Raw genomic sequence first — 18,609 nt, 5'->3', positions numbered from 1 at the left:
CATGCCTCACTCCTTCCCGAGGTCCAGCAGTCGCCGCGCGATGATGTTGCGCTGCACTTCAGCGGTGCCGCCGTAGATGGTCGCGGCGCGCGAGTACAGGTACTCGGTGCGCCATTCGGAGTCTTCGAGCTCGATGACGCCGGGCATCAGATTGCGGGCGGTGTCGTAGAGCAGCTGTTCGGCGCTCGCCAGCAGCACCTTGTCGATCGAGGTGTCCGGTCCGAGTTTGTGACCCTCGGCCAGCCGGTGCTGCGTGGCCGCTGACCGGCAGCGCAGCGTGTGCAGGGCCAGGTAGACCTCTCCGAGGTCCGGATCCACCACCTGCCCTTGCCGTTTCACCGCTTCGACGAGCGCGTCGAACCGTGAGTACAGGTAGGCGATGCGCTGCCAGAAGCAGGTCGAGCGCTCATAGGGCAGCAGGTCCATCGCCAGTTGCCAGCCGTCGCCGGGCTTACCGAGCATCCGGTTGGCGTCGACCTCGACATTGTCGAAGTACACCTCACAGAACTCGTCGACATCGTGCATGGTGCGTAACGGGCGCACCGTGATGCCCGGTGCGTCGGTGTCGACGAAGAACGCCGTGATGGCCTGGTGATTGGGAGTGTCCGCGTCGCCGGTCCGGGTCAGCAGGATGCACCGGTGCGAGTACTGCGCGAAGCTGGTCCAGACCTTCTGGCCGTTGATGACCCACTTGTCGCCGCGCTGGACCGCACGGGTGGTCAGGGATGCCAGGTCACTTCCTGACCCGGGTTCGGAGAACCCCTGGCACCACTGTTCTTCGCCGGACAGTAGTTTCGGCACCATCTCGGCGGCCAGTTCCTTGGGCGCGTAGTCGATCATCGTCGGCGCCAGCACTTCGAGCATCGAATAAGGACCGGGTTCGGCCAGCCTGCGGCCCACCACTACCTCGCCGACGATGGCGCGCAGCATCTCCGGGCCGCCCAGCCCACCGGCGTGCTCGGGCCAGCCGTAACGGCTCCAGCCACCGTCGTACAGCGCCTTCTGCACCCGGGCGAACTGGCGCATGTGACCTTCCAACGAATGGTCATCAGGCGGTGTCAGATCGTTGTCGGCGAGCCAACTCTGCAGCGCCGTACGGAATGTCGCGGGTTCGAACAAGTCGCTCATCCGGCTTCCGGCCTGCCGATCGCGTGCGGCCGACCGTGGTCGTGATCGCCACTGCGCCGGATGAAGGTCATCGCGCGGGTCTTCAGCCGCCAGCCCTCGGCGGTCCGCTCGTAGGTGTCGCGGTAGTAGCCGATGCGCATGTCGTGCTTGGAGTGCTCGATGAAACACAGCGGCTGGGTGCCTGACGCCGTATCGGCCCCTTCGACCAGGTCGATCAGGGCGGTGCCGGTCATGAACAGGCCCTTGGGGGCGGCGTCCACCAGTACCGGGAAGCGATTGAGCGTGTAGGTCTCGCCGAATGCGCTGTACGTGCCGTCGGGGGTGAAAACGCTGATCAGACCGTCGATGTCGCCCTGGGTGATGGTCACCGCGTATTTGGCGAGCACCTGCTGGATCTCGATCAGATCCTCGGTCCGCGTCGGGGAATCAGTTGATGTGCTCATTGCGGAAGACCTTACCGCCTTTCATTACAAAATTCACACGTTGTGTAACGCTGATGTCCTCGAGTGGGTTACCCGGCACCGCGATGATGTCGGCGAGAAGGCCCTCGGCCAGCCGGCCCCGGTCGGTGACATTGATCAGATCCGCGGCGATCGTGGTGGCCGAGCGCAGCACCGCTGCCGGGGGCATACCCCATTCCACCAGCGTGACGAGCTCGTCGGCGTTCTTGCCGTGCGGGATCGCCGGTGCGTCGGTGCCGACGGCGATCTTCACTCCGGCCTCATACGCCGCCTTGATCGATGTCTCGGCCTTCGGGAACATCTCGGCAGCCTTGTCCTGCAACACCTTCGGCGCCTTCGAGACGTCCATGGCCTGGGCCAGCCGGCGGGTGGTGACCAGGAACCGATCGTTGTCGACCAGCTTCTGGATGGCCTCGTCGTCCATCAGGAATCCGTGCTCGATGCAGTCGATGCCGCAGTCCACGGCATGTTTGACGGCCTCGGCGCCGTGGGTGTGGGCCGCGACGCGCAGCCCGCGCCGGTGCGCCTCGTCGACGATGGCGCGGAGTTCCTCGTCCGAATAGTGTTGTGCCCCAGCTTCGCCGGTGAGAGACATGACGCCGCCCGAGCAGCACACCTTGATCAGCTGAGCTCCGTGCTTGATCTGGTAGCGCACCGCCTTGCGGATCTCATCGACCCCGTTGGCGATGCCCTCCTCGATGGTCAGCTCCAGCACGCCCGGCATGAACGCCGCGAACATCGTCGGATCGAGGTGCCCGCCGGTGGGGGTGATGGCGTGGCCGGCGGGGATGATCCGCGGCCCGTCGATCCACCCCGCGTCGATGGCCTTGCCCAGCGCGACGTCGAGCAGGTATCCGCCGGTCTTGACGAACAGTCCGAGATTGCGCACGGTGGTGAACCCGGCGCGCAGGGTGCGGCGGGCATTTCCCACGGCCCGCAGCACGCGGGTCGGCGGATCGTCCTGTACCTGGGACAGGCCCGGGTTCTCACCGCGGCCGCCCATCAACAGGTTGACTTCCATGTCCATCAGGCCGGGCAGCAGGATGGAGTCGCCGAGATCGATGATCTCGTCATCAGGACCTATAACTGGGTCTGTTTTGCCGTCTCCGACGGCGACGATTCGGTCCCCGTCGACACGGACAATGCCGGGACGAATGATCGTCCCGGCATCGACGTCGACAAGACCCGCAGCTTTGAGGGTCAACACGACTAAACCACCGGCTCCTTGATGAGATTGATGTAGGCCGCACCGCTGTCGAGCACCCGCGGTTGCTTCCACACCTCGATCGGGAAGCTCACCATGACGACGGATTGACCGAGATGCACCAGCGCCTTGGCGTCGTCCGGCATGCTCGCCAGCGGGAAGCGGGCATCGACGTAGACCATGATGTCCTCGAGGCGCGCCATACCGGCGTCGTAGAGTTCCTGCATCTCGTCCATCGAGGAGTTGAGACGCTTCTGATAGCGCTCCTCCTCGGTGGGCAGGCACCAGTCGCTGAACCGCTCCAGGTCGGCGAATTCTTCAGGCAACTTAGACATTTGCGGCATCCTTTTCTGCGGCCTTCTCACTCGGGGCGGCGTGATTGCCGTTCGTTGAACCATTCCCATTGGCCTTGGCCTCGTTGTACCGGTCGACGTAATTGTGAGCGGTGTGGTGCAGGTGGCGCAGCAGGATTTCCTGGTCGCACAGCGGGAAGTCGAGTACGGCGCGGGTGCCGATCTGCGTCTGGGTGGCTTCCAGCGTGTTGGCGTCCTGGAACGCGTACTCCTTGAACGTCACCGCGGCCAGTTCCTGGGACAGTCGTTCGCGCAGGTTCTTCGGCGGCACGAAGTACAGGTCGGCCTCGAAGATGTGGCTGTCCACACCGGTTGGCCAGTAGTTGTAGGTCAGATACCAGCCCGGCGCCCAGAAGAGCAGGGTGAAGTTCGGGAAGAACTCGAACGAGTCCTGGCCCCACGTCGAATGCCGGCCGGGGTTGATCGCCGGCGGCAGCTCGTCGGGCAGGATGCCCTTGATGTCGGGGCGATCCCACGGCCCGAACAGGCCACTGTGCAGGATGCGCTCGATGGGCTTGACCATCTTCAGGTCCTTCGGTGGGCTCATGCCACCCCAGGACGAGATCATCGAGTGATCGCCCTTGATGTCGTAGTGCAGCGCCTCGAAGCCGAACTTGGCGAGCTTCTCGGCTTCCTCCTTCTCCGCCTGCTTCATGTGCAGGATCGGCGCGTGGTAGAACTCGACGAACGCGTCGATGAACAGCTTCCAGTTGGCCTTGACCTCGGAGCGGTAGCTGTAGTGCTCGGTCATCTCGTGGAATGGATAACCCTTGAGGCCCTCGGCGAACTCGCCCAGGTACTCCTCAAGCGACACCGCGTCGTCGTCGAAGTTGACGAAGATGAAGCCTTCCCACACCTCGCAGCGCACGGGCTTGAGCGGGTAGTCGGCCTTGTCGACGTCGAAGAACTCCTGCTCCTGCTGGATGAACGTCAGGTCGCCCTTGAGGTCGTAACGCCAGGCGTGGTACTTGCAGACGAACTGCCGGCAGCTGCCGGAGACCTCTTCGCCCGGGTAGTCGTTCCAGACCAGCTTGTTGCCGCGGTGGCGGCACAGGTTGTAGAAGGCGCGGATCTGCTCGCCGTCGTTGACGATGATGATCGAGGTGCCGGGGCCGACGGACGGCAGCTCGCGGGTGATGTACCGGCCCTTCTTGGGGATCAGCTCCACACGGCCCATCTGCAGCCAGGTCTTGCGGAAGATGGCCTGCTGCTCCAGTTTCCAGTGCTCGGGATCGATCGAATCCTCGTAGTTGACCGGGCCGGTGCCCAGTTCAGGCCAATTCTCGGTCCAGCTGCCGACAGCTGGCTTGGGGAAGTGCGCCATTGTCTACCTACTTTCTCGTTCTGGAGTTAGTGGCCGGATTCCGGCGCAATTCCAAAGGTGTTGTAAGCCATGGCCATCAGGCCATAGCCGCCGATTGTGAAGACCAGGTCCATGCGCTGGCGCTCCGTGAGGTGCTCGCTCAGGGCGGCCCAGGTGCCGTCCGAGATCTCCGATTGCCCGTCGAGTTCGTCGACCGAATCGAGCACCAACTGGTCGAGGGGGGTGGAGCCTTCGCCGCTGGTGCTGCTCGCGATCTGCTCATCGGTGAGTCCCTCGGACTTGCCGATGAATGCGTGGTGGGCCCACTCGTACTCGCATTTCTTGCGATGGGCGATCCGCAGGATGGCAAGCTCTCGCATCTGCGGGTCCAGCGTCGAGCGGAACAGCAGATGATTGCTGAACCGCAGGAACGCCTTGGTCAGCGCGGGGTGGCGGGCCAGCGTCGACAGCGCGGTTCCCGCTCCCTCGGGATTGAGCCGCTCCTCGGGAAGCATTACCGACAGTGCTCGTCGCACGTCGTCGTCCCACTCCTCGGCGGGCAAGGGGGCCAAGCGCACGGGGCGGTTCTCCTCTCGATGACCCATCACTGACTCTCGGTGATGAGAATCAGGTTCTCATTTCCGACTAAGAGATTTCCATCTTTTGTGGCGATGGTCAACAAGAACCCGTCGGGTTGCGAGGTGACCTGGCTAAATCTCCTCGTCAGCAGGCTCAGACATTGATTCTCTCTAGATGAGAAGCTAGTTTTCTCTCATAGAGAACCAATGTGACGGCCAATGGGACGGAGCGAGGCAGTGAACAAAGACGACATGATCCTGATCAGCGTCGACGACCACATCATCGAACCGCCGAACATGTTCAAGAACCACCTTCCGGAGAAGTACCGCGACGAGGCGCCACGGCTGGTGCACAACCCCGACGGCAGCGACACCTGGCAGTTCCGCGACACGGTGATCCCGAACGTGGCGCTGAACGCGGTGGCGGGCCGGCCGAAGGAGGAGTACGGACTGGAGCCCCAGGGGCTCGATGAGATCCGCAAGGGCTGCTACGACCCCAATGAGCGGGTCAAGGACATGAACGCCGGCGGCGTGCTGGCCACCATGAACTTCCCCTCGTTCCCCGGTTTCGCCGCGCGATTGTTCGCCACCGACGATGACGACTTCTCGCTGGCGCTGGTCCGGGCCTACAACGACTGGCACATCGACGAGTGGTGCGGATCCAACCCCGGACGGTTCATCCCGATGGCCATTCCGGCGATCTGGGATCCGCAGCTGTGCGCCGACGAGGTGCGCCGGGTATCGAAGAAGGGCGTGCACTCGCTGACCTTCACCGAGAACCCGTCGACACTGGGCTACCCGTCCTTCCACGACCTGGAGTACTGGAAGCCGTTGTGGGAGGCCCTGGTTGACACCGACACCGTGATGAACGTGCACATCGGATCGTCGGGCAAATTGGCGATCACGGCGCCGGACGCCCCGATGGACGTGATGATCACGTTGCAACCGATGAACATCGTGCAGGCCGCAGCCGATCTGTTGTGGTCAGCGCCGATCAAGGCCTATCCGGGTCTGAAGATCGCGTTGTCCGAAGGCGGCACCGGGTGGATTCCGTACTTCCTGGACCGGGTGGACCGCACCTATGACATGCACTCGACGTGGACGCATCAGGACTTCGGCGGCAAGTTGCCGTCGGAGGTGTTCCGGGAGCACTTCATGACGTGCTTCATCTCCGACCCTGTCGGGGTGAAGAACCGCCACGAGATCGGCGTGGACAACATCTGCTGGGAGATGGACTACCCGCACAGCGACTCGATGTGGCCCGGGGCCCCCGAGGAATTGAGCGCGGTGTTCGACACCTACGAGGTTCCCGACGACGAGATCAACAAGATCACCCATGAGAACGCCATGCGGCTCTACCACTTCGACCCCTTCGCCCACGTTCCCAAGGAGCAGGCGACTGTCGGTGCACTGCGCAAGCAGGCCGAAGGCCACGATGTGTCCATCCGCGCGTTGAGTCACAAGGAGAAGACCGGCACCACCTTCGCCGACTTCCAGGCGAACGCCAAAGCCGTTGCCGGCGCACGAGACTGAATGCCGAGACTTCTCGGCCGAGAAAATAGGAGAGCACACAGTGTCGGGCGGTATGAACTTCGAGCTGACCGAGGACCAGCAGCTGATCCGCAAATCCGTTGCGGAGCTGGCGGGCAAGTTCGACGATCACTATTGGATGACCAAGGACCAGGCCCACGAGTTCCCGCAGGAGTTCTACGACGCCATCGCCGGCGGGGGATGGCTCGGGATGACCATCCCCGAGGAGTACGGCGGGCACGGCCTCGGCATCACCGAGGCCACCATCTTGGCTGAGGAGGTGGCCCGGTCCGGCGGAGCCATGAACGCCGCCAGCGCGATTCACATGTCGATCTTCGGGATGCAGCCGGTGGTCGTATTCGGCTCCGAGGAGATGAAGGCGGCCACCCTGCCGCGCATCGTCAACGGCGATCTGCATGTATGCTTCGGCGTCACCGAACCCGGTGCCGGCCTGGATACCTCGCGCATCACCACGCTCGCCAAGCGCGATGGCGACAGTTATGTGGTCAACGGCCGCAAGGTGTGGATCTCCAAAGCGCTTGAGTCCGAGAAGATCCTGCTGCTCACCCGCACCGAGTCCCGTGAGGACGTCCAGAAGCGCGGGGGGAAGCCGACCGAGGGTCTGACCCTGTTCTTGACCGACCTCGACCGCGATCATGTCGAGATCCGTCCGATCAACAAGATGGGCCGGAATGCGGTGAGCTCCAACGAGCTGTTCATCGACGATCTGCGGGTGCCTGCCGAGCACCGCATCGGCGAGGAAGGCAAGGGGTTCAAGTACATCCTGCACGGGCTCAACCCGGAGCGGATGCTGATCGCGGCCGAGGCCCTCGGCATCGGCCGGGTAGCACTGGACCGTGCGGTCAAGTACGCCAACGAGCGGGTGGTGTTCGACCGGCCGATCGGCATGAACCAGGGCATCCAGTTCCCGCTGGCCGATTCGCTGGCCCGGCTCGACGCCGCCGAGTTGATCCTGCGCAAGGCCACCTGGCTCTACGACAACGGCAAGCCATGTGGACGTGAGGCCAACATGGCCAAATATTTGTGTGCGGATGCTGGGTTTTCCGCGGCCGACCGTGCGCTGCAGACCCACGGCGGGATGGGTTACTCCGAGGAATACAACATCTCCCGGTTCTTCCGCGAGTCCCGGCTGATGAAGATCGCACCGGTGAGTCAGGAGATGATCCTGAACTTCCTCGCCGCCAACGTTCTCGGCCTGCCCAAGAGCTACTGAGGAGACCCGTTCGATGAGAACCTATTTCGACCTGACCGGACGTTCGGCGCTGGTGACCGGGGCCGGCGCCGGGATCGGCGCCGCGGTTTCCGAGGCGCTGGCCGGAGCCGGCGCCGCGGTGCTCGTCACCGACATCAGCGGGGATGCCGCGGCCGCGGTCGCGGACCGGATCAACACCGCGGGAGGCAAAGCCGACAGCGCGGCGCTGGACGTCAGTGACCGTGATGCCGCGGTGGCCGCCGCCGCGCGGGCCGCAGCCCTCGGCGAGGGAAATCTGCACATCGTCGTCAACAACGCCGGCGTCACCTCCCCGGCGATGTTTCCGAAGCTGACTGACGAGACATTCCGGGTCACCTTCGACATCCACGTGATGGGCACCTTCCACGTCACGCAGGCCGCACTGCCGCACATGCCGACGGACGGGACCGGTCGCGTCATCAACGTCACCTCGTCGGCCGGGATCACCGGCACCCTGGGGCAGGTCAACTACTCGGCGGCCAAGGCCGGCCTGATCGGGTTCACCAAGTCGTTGGCACGTGAATTGGCGACCAAGAACATCATGGTCAACGCGCTGGCGCCGCTGGCGGCCACGCCGATGACGGAAACCATCCGGACCAACGAGAAGTTCTCGGCCAACATGATGAACCGCATCCCGCTCAAGCGGTGGGCCGAGGCCGACGAGGTCGCGGGCGCGTTCGTCTTCCTGGCCTCCGATGCCGCGTCGTACATCACCGGGCAGGTTCTGCCGGTCGATGGCGGCATGGTTATGTGACGTTGTGAGCGAGTTTACGAGCGAACCACCGATGACGGACTGCTCCTCCCTACCGTTGGCCGGTATCACCGTCATCGCGATGGAGCAGGCGGTCTCCGCGCCGATGTGCACCCGGGTGCTGGCCGACTTCGGCGCCAGGGTGATCAAGATCGAGAACCCCAAGGGCGGCGACTTCGCCCGCGACTACGACGATGTGGTGCTCGGCCAGGCGGCCCATTTCGTCTGGGCCAACCGGGGTAAGGAATCGATCGCCCTCAATCTGAAGTCGCCGGAGGGCTTGGAGGTGCTGCACCGGCTGCTCGACGGTGCCGACGCCTTCGTGTCCAACCTCGCCCCCGGCGCCACCGCGCGCCTGGGGCTCGGGCCCGAGGACCTCAAGGTGCGTCATCCTCAGGTGATCCCGGTGGAGATCGACGGCTACGGACCCGGTGGGCCCTTGTCTCACAAGCGCGCCTACGACCTGCTGGTGCAGGCCGAGTCCGGTTCGTGCGCGTCGACCGGCTATGCCGGCATGCCGGCCAAACCCGGTGCGGCGGTGGCAGATATCACCACGGGGCTGTATTCGGCGCTGTCCATCATGGCGCTGTTGCTCGGCCGGGCGCGCACGGGCGACACCGGTGCCGCACCCGCCGTGGCGGTCAGCCTGTTCGACACCATGACCGACATCATGGGATACCAACTGGCCTACACCCAGCACTCCGGGATCGACCAGATTCCGCTGGGGATGAGTTCGCCGGCCGTGGCGCCCTACGGCGCGTTCGATACCCGCGACGGGCAGACGGTGGTGCTGGGAACCACCAACGACCGGGAATGGCAGCGGCTGGCCCGAGAGATCATCGAGCGGCCCGATCTGGCCGACGACCCGCGCTTCGCTACCAACTCCGACCGCTGTGCGCATCGGGATGAGCTGAACAAGGCCATTGAATCCTGGTGTGCCCAGCATGATCTCGATGACATTCAGCAGACCGCCGATGACGCCGGGATCGGCAATTCGCGATACAACCTGCCCAGTGAGGTCATCACGCATCCGCACCTGAAGGCGCGCGATCGGTGGCGTCAGGTCGGCACCCCCAACGGGGAGATTTCGGCCCTGCTCCCGCCGCCGGTGATCAGCGGCATGGAGTTGGGTATGGGTGCGGTGCCGGGGCTCGGCGAGCACACCGATGCCATCCTGGGCGGGATCGGCCTGAGTGCCGAGCAGATCGCCTCCCTGCGGGAGCAGGGCGCAATCGGCCCGGCCTACCAGTCTTAGTTGTAGAGGAGAACCCCATGCGCGAAACCGTCATCGTCGAGGCCGTCCGCACCCCGGTCGGCAAGCGCAACGGCGGACTGTCCGGATTCCACGCCGCCGACCTGTCGGCGCTGGTGCTCAATGCGTTGGTGGAGCGGGCGGGCATCAGTCCCGACATCATCGACGACGTGGTCTGGGGCTGCGTCTCGCAGGTCGGCGATCAATCCAGCAATATCGGCCGTTACTCGGTGCTGGCCGCAGGTTGGCCCGAGCACATCCCGGGCACCACGGTGAACCGGGCGTGCGGATCGAGCCAGCAGGCACTGGATTTCGCGGTCCAGGCCGTGATGTCGGGCCAGCAGGACGTGGTGGTCGCCGGCGGGGTGGAGGTGATGAGCCGCGTCCCGCTGGGGGCGGCCCGGGCCACCGGCACTCCGTACGGGCCGAAAGTGTTCGAGCGGTACCGGGATTTCGCGTTCAACCAGGGCATCTCGGCCGAGATGATCGCGCAGAAGTGGGGCTTCAGCCGGACCCAGCTGGACGAATACTCCGTTGCCTCGCACGAGCGGGCCGCGGCGGCCCAGGACCGAGGTGCCTTCGAGGACCAGATGATCACCGTGTTTCCCGACCCGGCCGATCAGCTGGACCCGGTGGTCGCCGACGAAGGCGTGCGTCGGGGCACCACGGTGGAGAAACTGGCCGGGCTCAAGCCCGCATTCGCCGAGGACGGGGTGATCCACGCGGGCAACTCCTCGCAGATCTCCGACGGTGCCGCGGCGCTGCTGGTGATGACCGAGGAACGTGCTGTGACGATGGGTCTTTCGCCGATCGCGCGGTACCGCGCGGGTGCGGTGACAGGCGCTGATCCGGTGCTGATGCTGACCGGGCCGATCCCGGCCACCGAGAAGGTGCTGCACAAGGCCGGCGTACGCCTCGACGAGATCGGTGTGTTCGAGGTGAACGAGGCCTTCGCCCCGGTGCCGCTGGCCTGGCTGGCCGAGACAGGCGCCGACGAGGACAAACTGAACCCGCTGGGTGGTGCCATCGCGCTGGGGCACCCGCTCGGAGCATCGGGTGCCGTATTGATAACCCGGATGATCAATCACATGCGCGACAACGGAATTCATTATGGCTTGCAGACCATGTGTGAGGGCGGCGGCACCGCCAACGCCACGCTGGTCGAGCTCATCGACTGACGCGAGGGAGAAGTAGTGCAACGCAATCTGTTCACCGAGGACCACGAGGCATTCCGCGAGCTCGCACGCGATTTCATCGAAAAGGAAGTCGTCCCTGCCTATCCCGAGTGGGAGAAGGGCGGCCGGATGCCCCGCGACGTCTTCAAGCACATGGGTGAACTCGGCATGCTCGGCATGGCGATCCCCGAGGAATACGGCGGCGCGGGCATCGACGACTACCGGTACAACGTGGTGCTACAGGAGGAGGCCGCCCGCGCCATGGTGACGTTGTCGACCGTGCGCACGCAGCTCGAGGTGATCCTGCCGTACTTCCTGCACTACGCGAATGAAGAACAGCGGCAGCGCTGGTTCCCCGGACTGGCGGCGGGCACGCTGCTGACCGCGGTCGCGATGACCGAGCCGGGGACGGGGTCGGATCTGGCCGGCATGCGCACCACCGCGGTTCGCGACGGTGAAGAGTACGTGCTCAACGGCGCCAAGACGTTCATCACCGGCGGTATCCAGGCCGATCTGGTGGTCGTGGTGGCCCGGACGTCCACCGACCCGGAGAACCGGCGCAAGGGGTTGACGCTGCTGGTCGTCGAGGACGGCATGGCGGGCTTCGAGCGGGGCCGCGAGCTGGAGAAGATGGGCTGCAAGGTGCAGGACACCGCGGAGCTGTCGTTCACGGATGTGCGGGTGCCGGTGGCCAACGTGTTGGGGGAGGAGGGCGAGGCGTTCAGCTACCTCGGCCACAACCTGGCCCAGGAGCGCCTGACCGTGGCCGTGGGTTCAGTGGCCCAGGCCCGCTCGGCCATCGCCGCGGCGATCGGCTACACCAAAGACCGCAAAGCGTTCGGCCAGCCGGTCGCGTCCTTTCAAAACACCAAGTTCGAACTAGCGGCGTGCTCGACAGAGGTCGAAGCGGCCCAGGCGATGCTCGACCGGGCGGTGGCCCTGCACGTCGATGGCGAGCTGTCCGGTGCCGATGCGGCCCGGGTGAAACTGTTCTGCACCGAGATGCAGGCGCGGGTGATCGATCGTTGCCTGCAGCTCTTCGGCGGGTACGGCTACATGATGGAGTACCCCATCGCGCGGCTGTACACGGATGCCCGGGTGGCCCGCATCTACGCCGGGACCAGCGAGGTCATGAAGGTGATCATCGCGAAGTCGCTGGGGCTCTGAACGCGCCTATCCGTCGGTTGTGACGGCCGCCGGGAAATTCTCTCCCTGAGATGCTTGTCACAGCGGCCAAACCAACTTACTGTGTGTTCACTAGGTTGGTTCGACGAAGGAGTCCGGTGGCTTCGGTTTCGGGTTTACAGGGGCAGTCCGAGGGCGCGAGGCCCTACGAGACGCTCCTGGCCAAGGGGGAAGACCGCAGGCAGCGGATACTTTCCGCAGCCGAGAAGCTGCTGGCGCGCAACGGTTGGCGCAACACCTCGCTGGCCCAGATCGCCAGGGAGGTCGGCGTCACCCCGGCCGGCCTGTTGCACCATTTCGAGTCCAAGGAGCAACTGCTCAACGCGGTACTCGATGCGCGCGACCACGACGACGACATCCACGCCGACCGCTCCGGTGATCTCGCTCAGGAGATCAAGCGGGTGGCCGAGCGTTTCGTCCGGGCGCCCGAGTTGGTCGGCACGTTCACGGTCCTGCTGGTGGAGAACATTCAACCCGACGCCCCACTGCACGATCGTTTGCTGGAACGACAGCAGGCGGCCCGCGACATCGTCGCCGACATCATCATCCGCGGCCAGCTCAGCGGCCGCTATCGCTCCGACTTCGACGCGGCCACCAAGGCCGTGGAAATCCTGGCATTCATCAATGGAATGGAGACCTCATGGCTACTCGATCCCTCGCTCCCGTTGACGGACGTGTTCAAGAGCTACGCGGAGATGCTGGGGCGGGATATCGAGCAGCCGGCCGGCCGCAACGGGGCGGCCGTCCAGTGAGATTGGAGGACGACATGCGGTATCGGCTTGATGTGGTTGCCCCCTGCGTGGTCGACGCGGTCCGGTTCGCCGGTGGCTGGCTGGTCGACCGGGTGATGGCAGGGTGGGATGTCACCGTGCTGATCGGCGCCGACGAGGATGTCCGTCCGCTGGCGATTCTCGGGGTGGAGACGATGCCCCTGGAGTCTGTGCTGGAGTCCTGGGAAGACCGCCCGCATCCGCAGACCGTCGCGGTGGCCGCCGATCTGTTCAATACCGATGAGCGCGTGCGGCGCGGTGTCCTGGGCGCGCTGGAGCAGGGTCACACCGAAGTGACATTGTGGGGCGACGAGTGTCCGGCGGACCTGAGCGTCGACCCCGTACGTCACGAACTATCCGCTGCCGCACGTGCTTTCAAGGCGCAGGCACTCGCGGCTGTCAACGATCCCGAGGCCAAGGTCGTCGGGACCACCGAGGCATTCCGGTGCGGCACGATGATCAGCCGCTCGGTGCCCGCTGACCTGATTCCGGCCAGCTGACGGAGCTTTTCTGCCGACCGCAGATCATTTTCTGCGCAGCGGAGTTCGACTCTGCGCACAGATCGTCGACACTGCGCACAGATCGCGAAAACCGCCAAATTCGCGATCTGTGCGCAGACTCGATGTCAAACGAGCACTAGACGAACGTGGGCATCGCGGCCCAGCCCCGCACCGCCGCAGTCTCCGACGGTTTGGCGTTGGCCCAGTCGACTTCCCATTCCGGGAAGCGCTTGAGGATCTCCTCCAAGGCGATGCGGCCTTCCAGCCGGGCAAGCGCGTTACCCATGCAGAAATGCGTACCCGCACCGAACGTCATGTGCGAGTGATGTTCCCGGTGGATGTCGAACACGTCACCGTCGGGCGCGAACCGGCGATGATCGCGATTGGCCGCGCCGACGAGCATCAGTATCGCCGAACCCTCCGGCACGGTCTGGCCGTAGTACTCGACGTCGCGGGAGACGTAGCGCGCGATCTGTAGGGCCGGCGGCTCCCATCGCAGGATCTCCTCGATCGCCTGCGGAATCAGGTCCGGGTTGTTCACCAGATCGCGACGCTGATCGGGATACTCGGCCAGTGTCTTGCCGGCCCAGCCGATCAGCCGGGTGGTGGTCTCGGAGCCGGCGGTGGCGATCACGGTCAGGTAGAGCAGCAACTCGTCGCGGCGTAGCGTGCGCACGGTGCCGGTCTCATCGGTGAACTCGGCGTTGAGCAGGTCGGTCATGATGTCGTCGGACGGGTGTTCGGTCCGCCAGTCGATGAACTCCGCGAACACTTCGCCGGTGGCCAGCGCGTCAACCGTCGTGCCCTGCAGGCTTGCTTCACCGTGGTCGGTGATGGCCCGCTGCCGGTCTTCGGGGATGCCCAGCAGCATGCCGATGACCCGCATCGGCATCTGCTCGCCGAGATCGTTGACGAAGTCGAACTTGTCCGTCCCGACCAGCGGATCGAGGCAGCGTGCGGTGAATTCGCGGATCTGCGGTTCCAGTGCCAGCACCTTGCGCGGGGTGAACACCCGCGACAGCAGGTTGCGGTGGATGTTGTGGATCGGTGGATCCTCGAAGATCAATGTTCCTGGCGGGATCTCCATGCCGGACTTGATGATCTCGAGCAGCGCACCGCGACCGGAGATGAACGTCTCGTGGTCGATGACGCCCTTGTTGACATCATCGAAGCGGCTCAATGCATAGAAGTCGTGCTGCTCGTTGTAGTAGAGCGGGGCTTCCTCCCTGATCCGGGCGAACACCGGGTAGGGGTTCATGTTGAGTTCGATGTTGTACGGGTCGTAGTACAGATCGGCTTCGGTCGACGTGGGCACGGCTGATCTCCTGACCAGATTGAATGGGCTGTGCACCTGCTTAGCAGGCTGAGGGTAGCCCGGTCAAGGATTCGGCCGTTCGCGGGTGGCCATGGATCGAATTCGCTACTGGCTGTTGCGGATTGAAGTGCCGATATGGCTACGAAACGATGTCTATCGGAATTACACTCCGCCGGGCTAGTGTAAATATCTGTCACAACGGCCGACGGGGGACTGATGACCGCTGAGGAGATCGTGCGCGCCGAGATCGCCGCATGGGGGCGCAACGACGTCGACGAAGTCATGAGTCACTTCGCCGACGGCGCCACATTCGACATCGGGCCCGACTGGCCCAAGCTCGCGGGGCGCGATGCGATCCACGAAATGATGAAGGGGTTCTTCGCCGGCGGGAAGTGTGTAGACCTCGAGATCCTGCACCTCGCCGTAGCCGGGGACGTCGTGTTGATGGAACGGCGCGATCACTGGATCGTGGACGGCAAGCAGATGAGCTGGCCGGTGATGGGCGCCTATGAGGTACAGGGCGAGAAGATCACGGCCTGGCGGGAGTACTTCTATCCGCCGAAGGACTCCTGAGCTCGATCACGACCTTGCCGACCGCTTTCCCGGAGGCTACTTCACGAAGCGCCGCGGCGGTCTCGGCCAGCGGATACACCGCACCGATGTGCGGGCGTACGGTCCCGGTGGCCAACAGTTCCCCTAGCTCCGCTTCGTTGCGGGTGAACTCGTCCGGGGCGATGTCCTGGAACTGGAAGCCGAGGACCTGAATCCCCTTGACCAGAACCAGATTGAGTGGAATCCGGGGGATGACACCCGAGGCGTAGCCGATCGTCACGAACCGGCCGCCGCGGTGCAACGCCCGCAGCGCCGGCTCGGACAGGTCGCCGCCGACCGGGTCGAGCACCGCGTGGGCGCCGTCGGGGAGTGCCTCTCGTAGTGCGGTGCGCAGGTCGCCCCGGGTGTGGTTGACGAGCGAGACCGCGCCGTATTGTTCTGCAATGGAGAGTTTTTCGTCCGATGATGCCACCGCGGTGACCCGAGCGCCGAGCGCCGTCGCGAGCTGCACGGCAGCCAGGCCCACACCACCGCCGGCTCCCAGCACGATCACGTCGTCGCCCGGTCGGGTCCGGGCCACGGATCGGAGCGTGTGATAGGCGGTGCGGTGGGCGACTCCGAAGGCTGCCGCGGTGCGGTCGTCCACGCCGTCGGGGATCCGGGCCAGTCCGGCAGTCGGGACACACACCTGTTCGGCGAACGCACCGAACAACCCGGTGCCGGTCACGTGGTCGCCGACGGTGAAACCGTCAGTGTCACCGGCTACTTCGGTCACCACCCCGGCGAACTCGCTACCCGGGATGAACGGTACGGGCACCGTGATCTGGTACTGATCGGCGACAAGCAGCACGTCGGGAAAGTTCACCGCGGCTGCACCGACCTGGACGCGTACCTGGCCGGACGCGATCGGGGGAGAGGGGAGTTCCTCGATGCGGACCACATCCGGTGGCCCGTACTCGGGGCAGACCGCGGCCTTCACCGGTAGTCGCTGGACTCGGCGAGTTCGGCGGCCGATGCCATCAAGTCGGTTACCACCGGCCCGAAGGCCAGCAGCTTCTCGTCGTTGCCGGCCCGCTGAAAACCCTGCTCCAACACGATCGCCAGCTTCCACTTGGCCAGCACCAGGTAGTAGTCGAGGTCGTCGACCTGACGTCCGGACACCTTCGCGTAGTGCGCGACGACGTCGTCACGAGAGGGCATCCCGCGCATGTCCACGTAGCCCATCTCGGACGGCTCGGGATTGTCGGGATCGGAAGGCCACGACTGCACCATCCAAGCCAGGTCCAGCTTCGGATCACCCACGGTGCCCATCTCCCAGTCCACGATGGCGGCCATGGTGGCCGGGGCGCCGTGGCGGTACATCACGTTGGCGAATTGATAGTCCCCGTGCATCAGGCCCGGGACGAAATCGAGGGGCTTGTGGGCCCGTAGCCAGTCCGTGGCCACCTCAAGCCCGGGCAACTCGCGGTTCTTGATCCGGTCGAGGAACCCGATCCAGCGGGAGACCTGGCGTTCATGGAAGCCGTCGGGCCGACCGAGATCACCCAGATCTCTGGCCTGCCAGTCGACCTTGGACAGCAGCGCGATGCCTTCGGCCAGCTGATAACTCAGTCCGGGCCGGGTACTCGGATCCGAGTTGAACGGTTCGGGCCAGCTCCCGTGGGTGTCCATCGGGGACCACCCGTCGACGAATCCCATCAGATAGAACGGCCGGCCCAGTACCTCTGGATCGGCACACACCCCGACCGCGGTCGTGTGTGGGACGTCTGTGCCGTCGAGCGCCTCGATGATGCGCCACTCCCGAAGGATGCCCTTGTCCCGGTCCGGCGGGGCCCCGGCCGGCGGCATGCGCAGGACGCAGGTGTGCTCGCCGCGGCGGATCTCGTAGATGACATTCTGGGTTCCGCCGGACAGGAAGCGGGCCTCCAGCGGCTCGCCCTTGCCCGCCAGCCCGGCGTTGTCCATCCAGTCGGCAAGGCGCGCGGTGTCAATCTCGCTCACAGATTGCCCACCTCAGCCTCCAGGAATTCGGCGTACTTCGCCTTCGCGGCTTCGCGCTTGCGGGGTATCCACTCGGTAGGCCAGGTATCGGTGGTCGGCTGATAGTCGCGCAAAACCTGCCGGGCAACCGTGGTCTTGTGCACCTCGGTCGGGCCGTCGGCCAACCCCATCACCGCGGCGCCGGTGACCATGCCCAGGAACGGCATTTCGTTGGTGACGCCGAGCGCGCCGTGGATCTGCATTGCCCGCCAGGCGATGTCGTGCAGAACGGTGGGCATCGCCACCTTGACCGCGGCGATGTCCTTGCGGACCTTCTTGTAGTCGTTGTACTTGTCGATCTCCCACGCGGTGTAGAGCACCATCAGCCGGAACTGCAGCAACTGGGCATAGGAGTCGGCGATGTAGCCCTGGACGAACTGCTTGTCGGACAGACGGCTGCCCTGCGTCTCACGGCTGAGGGCGCGTTCGCACATCATGTCGAGCGCCTTCTGAGCCAGGCCGATCGTGCGCATCGCGTGGTGAATCCGGCCTCCGCCCAACCGGGTCTGGGCGATCACGAACGCTTGCCCTTCGCCGCCCAGGAGTGCCTCGGCAGGTACCCGGACATTGTCATAGTGGATCAACGCATGGCTGCCGGCGTTGTCGGGTTCGCCGTACAGCCCGACGTTGCGGACGATCTCGACGCCGGGGGTGTCGGTGGGCACGAGGAACATCGACATGCCCTGGTAGGCGCTGACCTCAGGATTGGTGACCACCATGACGATCAGGAACGAGGCCGTTGCGGCGTTGGAGGAGAAGAACTTCCACCCGTTGATCACCCAGTCGTCCCCGTCGCGTACCGCGCTGGTGGTGAACAGTGTCGGGTCGGCACCGGCGTGCGGTTCGGTCATCGAATAGCAGGAGAACAACTCACCCTCGAGCAGCGGATGCAGGTACTGCTTCTTCTGCTCCTCGGTCCCGTAGTGCGCGATGATCTCGGCGTTTCCGGTATCGGGGGCCTGACAACCGAACACGATCGGAGCCCACTGCGAACGGCCGAGGATCTCGTTCAGCAGTGCCAGCTTGAGCTGTCCGTAGCCCTGCCCGCCGAGGTCCGGACCGAGATGCGTTGCCCAAAGCCCCTTTTCGCGCACCTGGGCCTTGAGAGGATCGATCGCCTCGCGACGCTTGCCCTCCAGCTGCGTGAACTGCAGGTGCGGCCAGGCCAGATCGAGCGGCTCGACCTGCTCGGTGACGAATTCGTCGGCCCAGTCCAGTAGTTCCTGATACTGCGGGTCGGTCTCGAAATCCCACGCCATC

General features: G+C 64.8%; 19 protein-coding genes. 9 read left to right on the top strand and 10 right to left on the bottom strand.

Annotated elements, in window-relative coordinates:
• Positions 1-6: 6 nt before the first annotated feature.
• The 6 genes from EYZ64_RS22370 to EYZ64_RS22345 are packed head-to-tail and all read right to left on the bottom strand — an operon-like array spanning position 7 to position 5,027.
• On the bottom strand, positions 7-1,128 hold the full coding sequence (locus EYZ64_RS22370; protein WP_135456807.1) for an acyl-CoA dehydrogenase family protein: 1,122 nt from the start codon (positions 1,126-1,128) through the stop codon (positions 7-9).
• On the bottom strand, positions 1,125-1,571 hold the full coding sequence (locus tag EYZ64_RS22365; RefSeq protein WP_019344217.1) for a nuclear transport factor 2 family protein: 447 nt from the start codon (positions 1,569-1,571) through the stop codon (positions 1,125-1,127). Before EYZ64_RS22365 ends, EYZ64_RS22370 begins: the two co-directional genes overlap by 4 nt.
• A complete protein-coding gene (locus EYZ64_RS22360; protein WP_135456805.1) occupies positions 1,555-2,796 on the bottom strand; it encodes a metal-dependent hydrolase family protein in 1,242 nt (413 codons plus the stop codon). The genes EYZ64_RS22365 and EYZ64_RS22360 overlap by 17 nt, the downstream gene beginning before the upstream one ends.
• 2 nt (positions 2,797-2,798) lie before the next feature.
• On the bottom strand, positions 2,799-3,128 hold the full coding sequence (locus EYZ64_RS22355; protein WP_090435114.1) for a hypothetical protein: 330 nt from the start codon (positions 3,126-3,128) through the stop codon (positions 2,799-2,801).
• Positions 3,121-4,470, bottom strand: coding sequence for an aromatic ring-hydroxylating oxygenase subunit alpha (locus tag EYZ64_RS22350; protein ID WP_135456803.1), 1,350 nt, complete (start codon positions 4,468-4,470; stop codon positions 3,121-3,123). The genes EYZ64_RS22355 and EYZ64_RS22350 overlap by 8 nt, the downstream gene beginning before the upstream one ends.
• A 26-nt stretch (positions 4,471-4,496) precedes the next feature.
• Complete coding sequence (locus tag EYZ64_RS22345; protein WP_135456801.1) at positions 4,497-5,027, bottom strand: carboxymuconolactone decarboxylase family protein; 531 nt, start codon at positions 5,025-5,027, stop codon at positions 4,497-4,499.
• A 237-nt stretch (positions 5,028-5,264) separates the two neighbouring features.
• Between EYZ64_RS22345 and EYZ64_RS22340 the strand changes: the two genes are divergently transcribed.
• From EYZ64_RS22340 to EYZ64_RS22305, 8 genes are all read left to right on the top strand, one after another.
• Complete coding sequence (locus EYZ64_RS22340) at positions 5,265-6,560, top strand: amidohydrolase family protein (protein ID WP_135456798.1); 1,296 nt, start codon at positions 5,265-5,267, stop codon at positions 6,558-6,560.
• A gap of 52 nt (positions 6,561-6,612) precedes the next feature.
• Entirely contained in the window at positions 6,613-7,791 is a 1,179-nt protein-coding gene (locus EYZ64_RS22335) for an acyl-CoA dehydrogenase family protein (RefSeq protein WP_135456796.1), read from the top strand.
• A gap of 13 nt (positions 7,792-7,804) precedes the next feature.
• Entirely contained in the window at positions 7,805-8,563 is a 759-nt protein-coding gene (locus tag EYZ64_RS22330) for an SDR family oxidoreductase (protein ID WP_135456794.1), read from the top strand.
• 31 nt (positions 8,564-8,594) lie between these two features.
• Complete coding sequence (locus EYZ64_RS22325) at positions 8,595-9,815, top strand: CaiB/BaiF CoA transferase family protein (protein WP_135456792.1); 1,221 nt, start codon at positions 8,595-8,597, stop codon at positions 9,813-9,815.
• A 17-nt stretch (positions 9,816-9,832) separates the two neighbouring features.
• A complete protein-coding gene (locus tag EYZ64_RS22320) occupies positions 9,833-10,990 on the top strand; it encodes a thiolase family protein (protein ID WP_135456790.1) in 1,158 nt (385 codons plus the stop codon).
• Between the two features lie 15 nt (positions 10,991-11,005).
• Positions 11,006-12,154 (top strand): acyl-CoA dehydrogenase family protein, encoded by a 1,149-nt coding sequence (locus EYZ64_RS22315; protein WP_135456787.1) that lies wholly within the window; start codon positions 11,006-11,008, stop codon positions 12,152-12,154.
• 116 nt (positions 12,155-12,270) lie between these two features.
• Positions 12,271-12,924, top strand: a complete 654-nt coding sequence (locus tag EYZ64_RS22310) for a TetR/AcrR family transcriptional regulator (protein ID WP_135456784.1) — start codon at positions 12,271-12,273, stop codon at positions 12,922-12,924.
• 14 nt (positions 12,925-12,938) lie between these two features.
• On the top strand, positions 12,939-13,442 hold the full coding sequence (locus EYZ64_RS22305; RefSeq protein WP_044524118.1) for a hypothetical protein: 504 nt from the start codon (positions 12,939-12,941) through the stop codon (positions 13,440-13,442).
• A gap of 136 nt (positions 13,443-13,578) precedes the next feature.
• Here the strand turns inward: EYZ64_RS22305 and EYZ64_RS22300 are convergent, their stop codons facing one another.
• Positions 13,579-14,700, bottom strand: coding sequence for a cytochrome P450 (locus tag EYZ64_RS22300; protein ID WP_286175318.1), 1,122 nt, complete (start codon positions 14,698-14,700; stop codon positions 13,579-13,581).
• A 273-nt stretch (positions 14,701-14,973) separates the two neighbouring features.
• On the opposite strand from EYZ64_RS22300, the gene EYZ64_RS22295 reads away from it, so the two are divergent.
• Positions 14,974-15,330 (top strand): limonene-1,2-epoxide hydrolase family protein, encoded by a 357-nt coding sequence (locus EYZ64_RS22295; protein WP_135456780.1) that lies wholly within the window; start codon positions 14,974-14,976, stop codon positions 15,328-15,330.
• Here the strand turns inward: EYZ64_RS22295 and EYZ64_RS22290 are convergent.
• The 3 genes from EYZ64_RS22290 to EYZ64_RS22280 are packed head-to-tail and all read right to left on the bottom strand — an operon-like array spanning position 15,287 to position 18,608.
• Positions 15,287-16,288, bottom strand: a complete 1,002-nt coding sequence (locus tag EYZ64_RS22290) for an NADPH:quinone oxidoreductase family protein (protein ID WP_135456778.1) — start codon at positions 16,286-16,288, stop codon at positions 15,287-15,289. The genes EYZ64_RS22295 and EYZ64_RS22290 overlap by 44 nt on opposite strands.
• Entirely contained in the window at positions 16,285-17,274 is a 990-nt protein-coding gene (locus EYZ64_RS22285) for a phosphotransferase family protein (protein WP_135460184.1), read from the bottom strand. The genes EYZ64_RS22290 and EYZ64_RS22285 overlap by 4 nt, the downstream gene beginning before the upstream one ends.
• Before the next feature lie 32 nt (positions 17,275-17,306).
• The gene (locus EYZ64_RS22280) at positions 17,307-18,608 is read right to left on the bottom strand and encodes an acyl-CoA dehydrogenase family protein (RefSeq protein ID WP_135456776.1); all 1,302 of its coding nucleotides are present in this window, start codon (positions 18,606-18,608) and stop codon (positions 17,307-17,309) included.
• Position 18,609: the final 1 nt, after the last annotated feature.

The organism is Mycobacterium sp. DL99, assembly GCF_004762045.1.
In the GTDB taxonomy this organism is placed as follows: domain Bacteria; phylum Actinomycetota; class Actinomycetes; order Mycobacteriales; family Mycobacteriaceae; genus Mycobacterium.
This window is presented reverse-complemented; position numbering and strand designations above follow the sequence as displayed.

Excerpts from the sequence above, each read along its gene's own strand:
- EYZ64_RS22320 (WP_135456790.1), top strand. The coding sequence starts at position 9,833 with ATGCGCGAAACCGTCATCGTCGAGGCCGTCCGCACCCCGGTCGGCAAG.
- EYZ64_RS22285 (WP_135460184.1), bottom strand. The coding sequence starts at position 17,274 with ATGGACAACGCCGGGCTGGCGGGCAAGGGCGAGCCGCTGGAGGCCCGC.
- EYZ64_RS22365 (WP_019344217.1), bottom strand. The coding sequence starts at position 1,571 with ATGAGCACATCAACTGATTCCCCGACGCGGACCGAGGATCTGATCGAG.
- EYZ64_RS22370 (WP_135456807.1), bottom strand. The coding sequence starts at position 1,128 with ATGAGCGACTTGTTCGAACCCGCGACATTCCGTACGGCGCTGCAGAGT.
- EYZ64_RS22325 (WP_135456792.1), top strand. The coding sequence starts at position 8,595 with ATGACGGACTGCTCCTCCCTACCGTTGGCCGGTATCACCGTCATCGCG.
- EYZ64_RS22335 (WP_135456796.1), top strand. The coding sequence starts at position 6,613 with ATGAACTTCGAGCTGACCGAGGACCAGCAGCTGATCCGCAAATCCGTT.
- EYZ64_RS22280 (WP_135456776.1), bottom strand. The coding sequence starts at position 18,608 with ATGGCGTGGGATTTCGAGACCGACCCGCAGTATCAGGAACTACTGGAC.
- EYZ64_RS22330 (WP_135456794.1), top strand. The coding sequence starts at position 7,805 with ATGAGAACCTATTTCGACCTGACCGGACGTTCGGCGCTGGTGACCGGG.
- EYZ64_RS22295 (WP_135456780.1), top strand. The coding sequence starts at position 14,974 with ATGACCGCTGAGGAGATCGTGCGCGCCGAGATCGCCGCATGGGGGCGC.
- EYZ64_RS22350 (WP_135456803.1), bottom strand. The coding sequence starts at position 4,470 with ATGGCGCACTTCCCCAAGCCAGCTGTCGGCAGCTGGACCGAGAATTGG.
- EYZ64_RS22355 (WP_090435114.1), bottom strand. The coding sequence starts at position 3,128 with ATGTCTAAGTTGCCTGAAGAATTCGCCGACCTGGAGCGGTTCAGCGAC.
- EYZ64_RS22305 (WP_044524118.1), top strand. The coding sequence starts at position 12,939 with ATGCGGTATCGGCTTGATGTGGTTGCCCCCTGCGTGGTCGACGCGGTC.
- EYZ64_RS22300 (WP_286175318.1), bottom strand. The coding sequence starts at position 14,700 with ATGAACCCCTACCCGGTGTTCGCCCGGATCAGGGAGGAAGCCCCGCTC.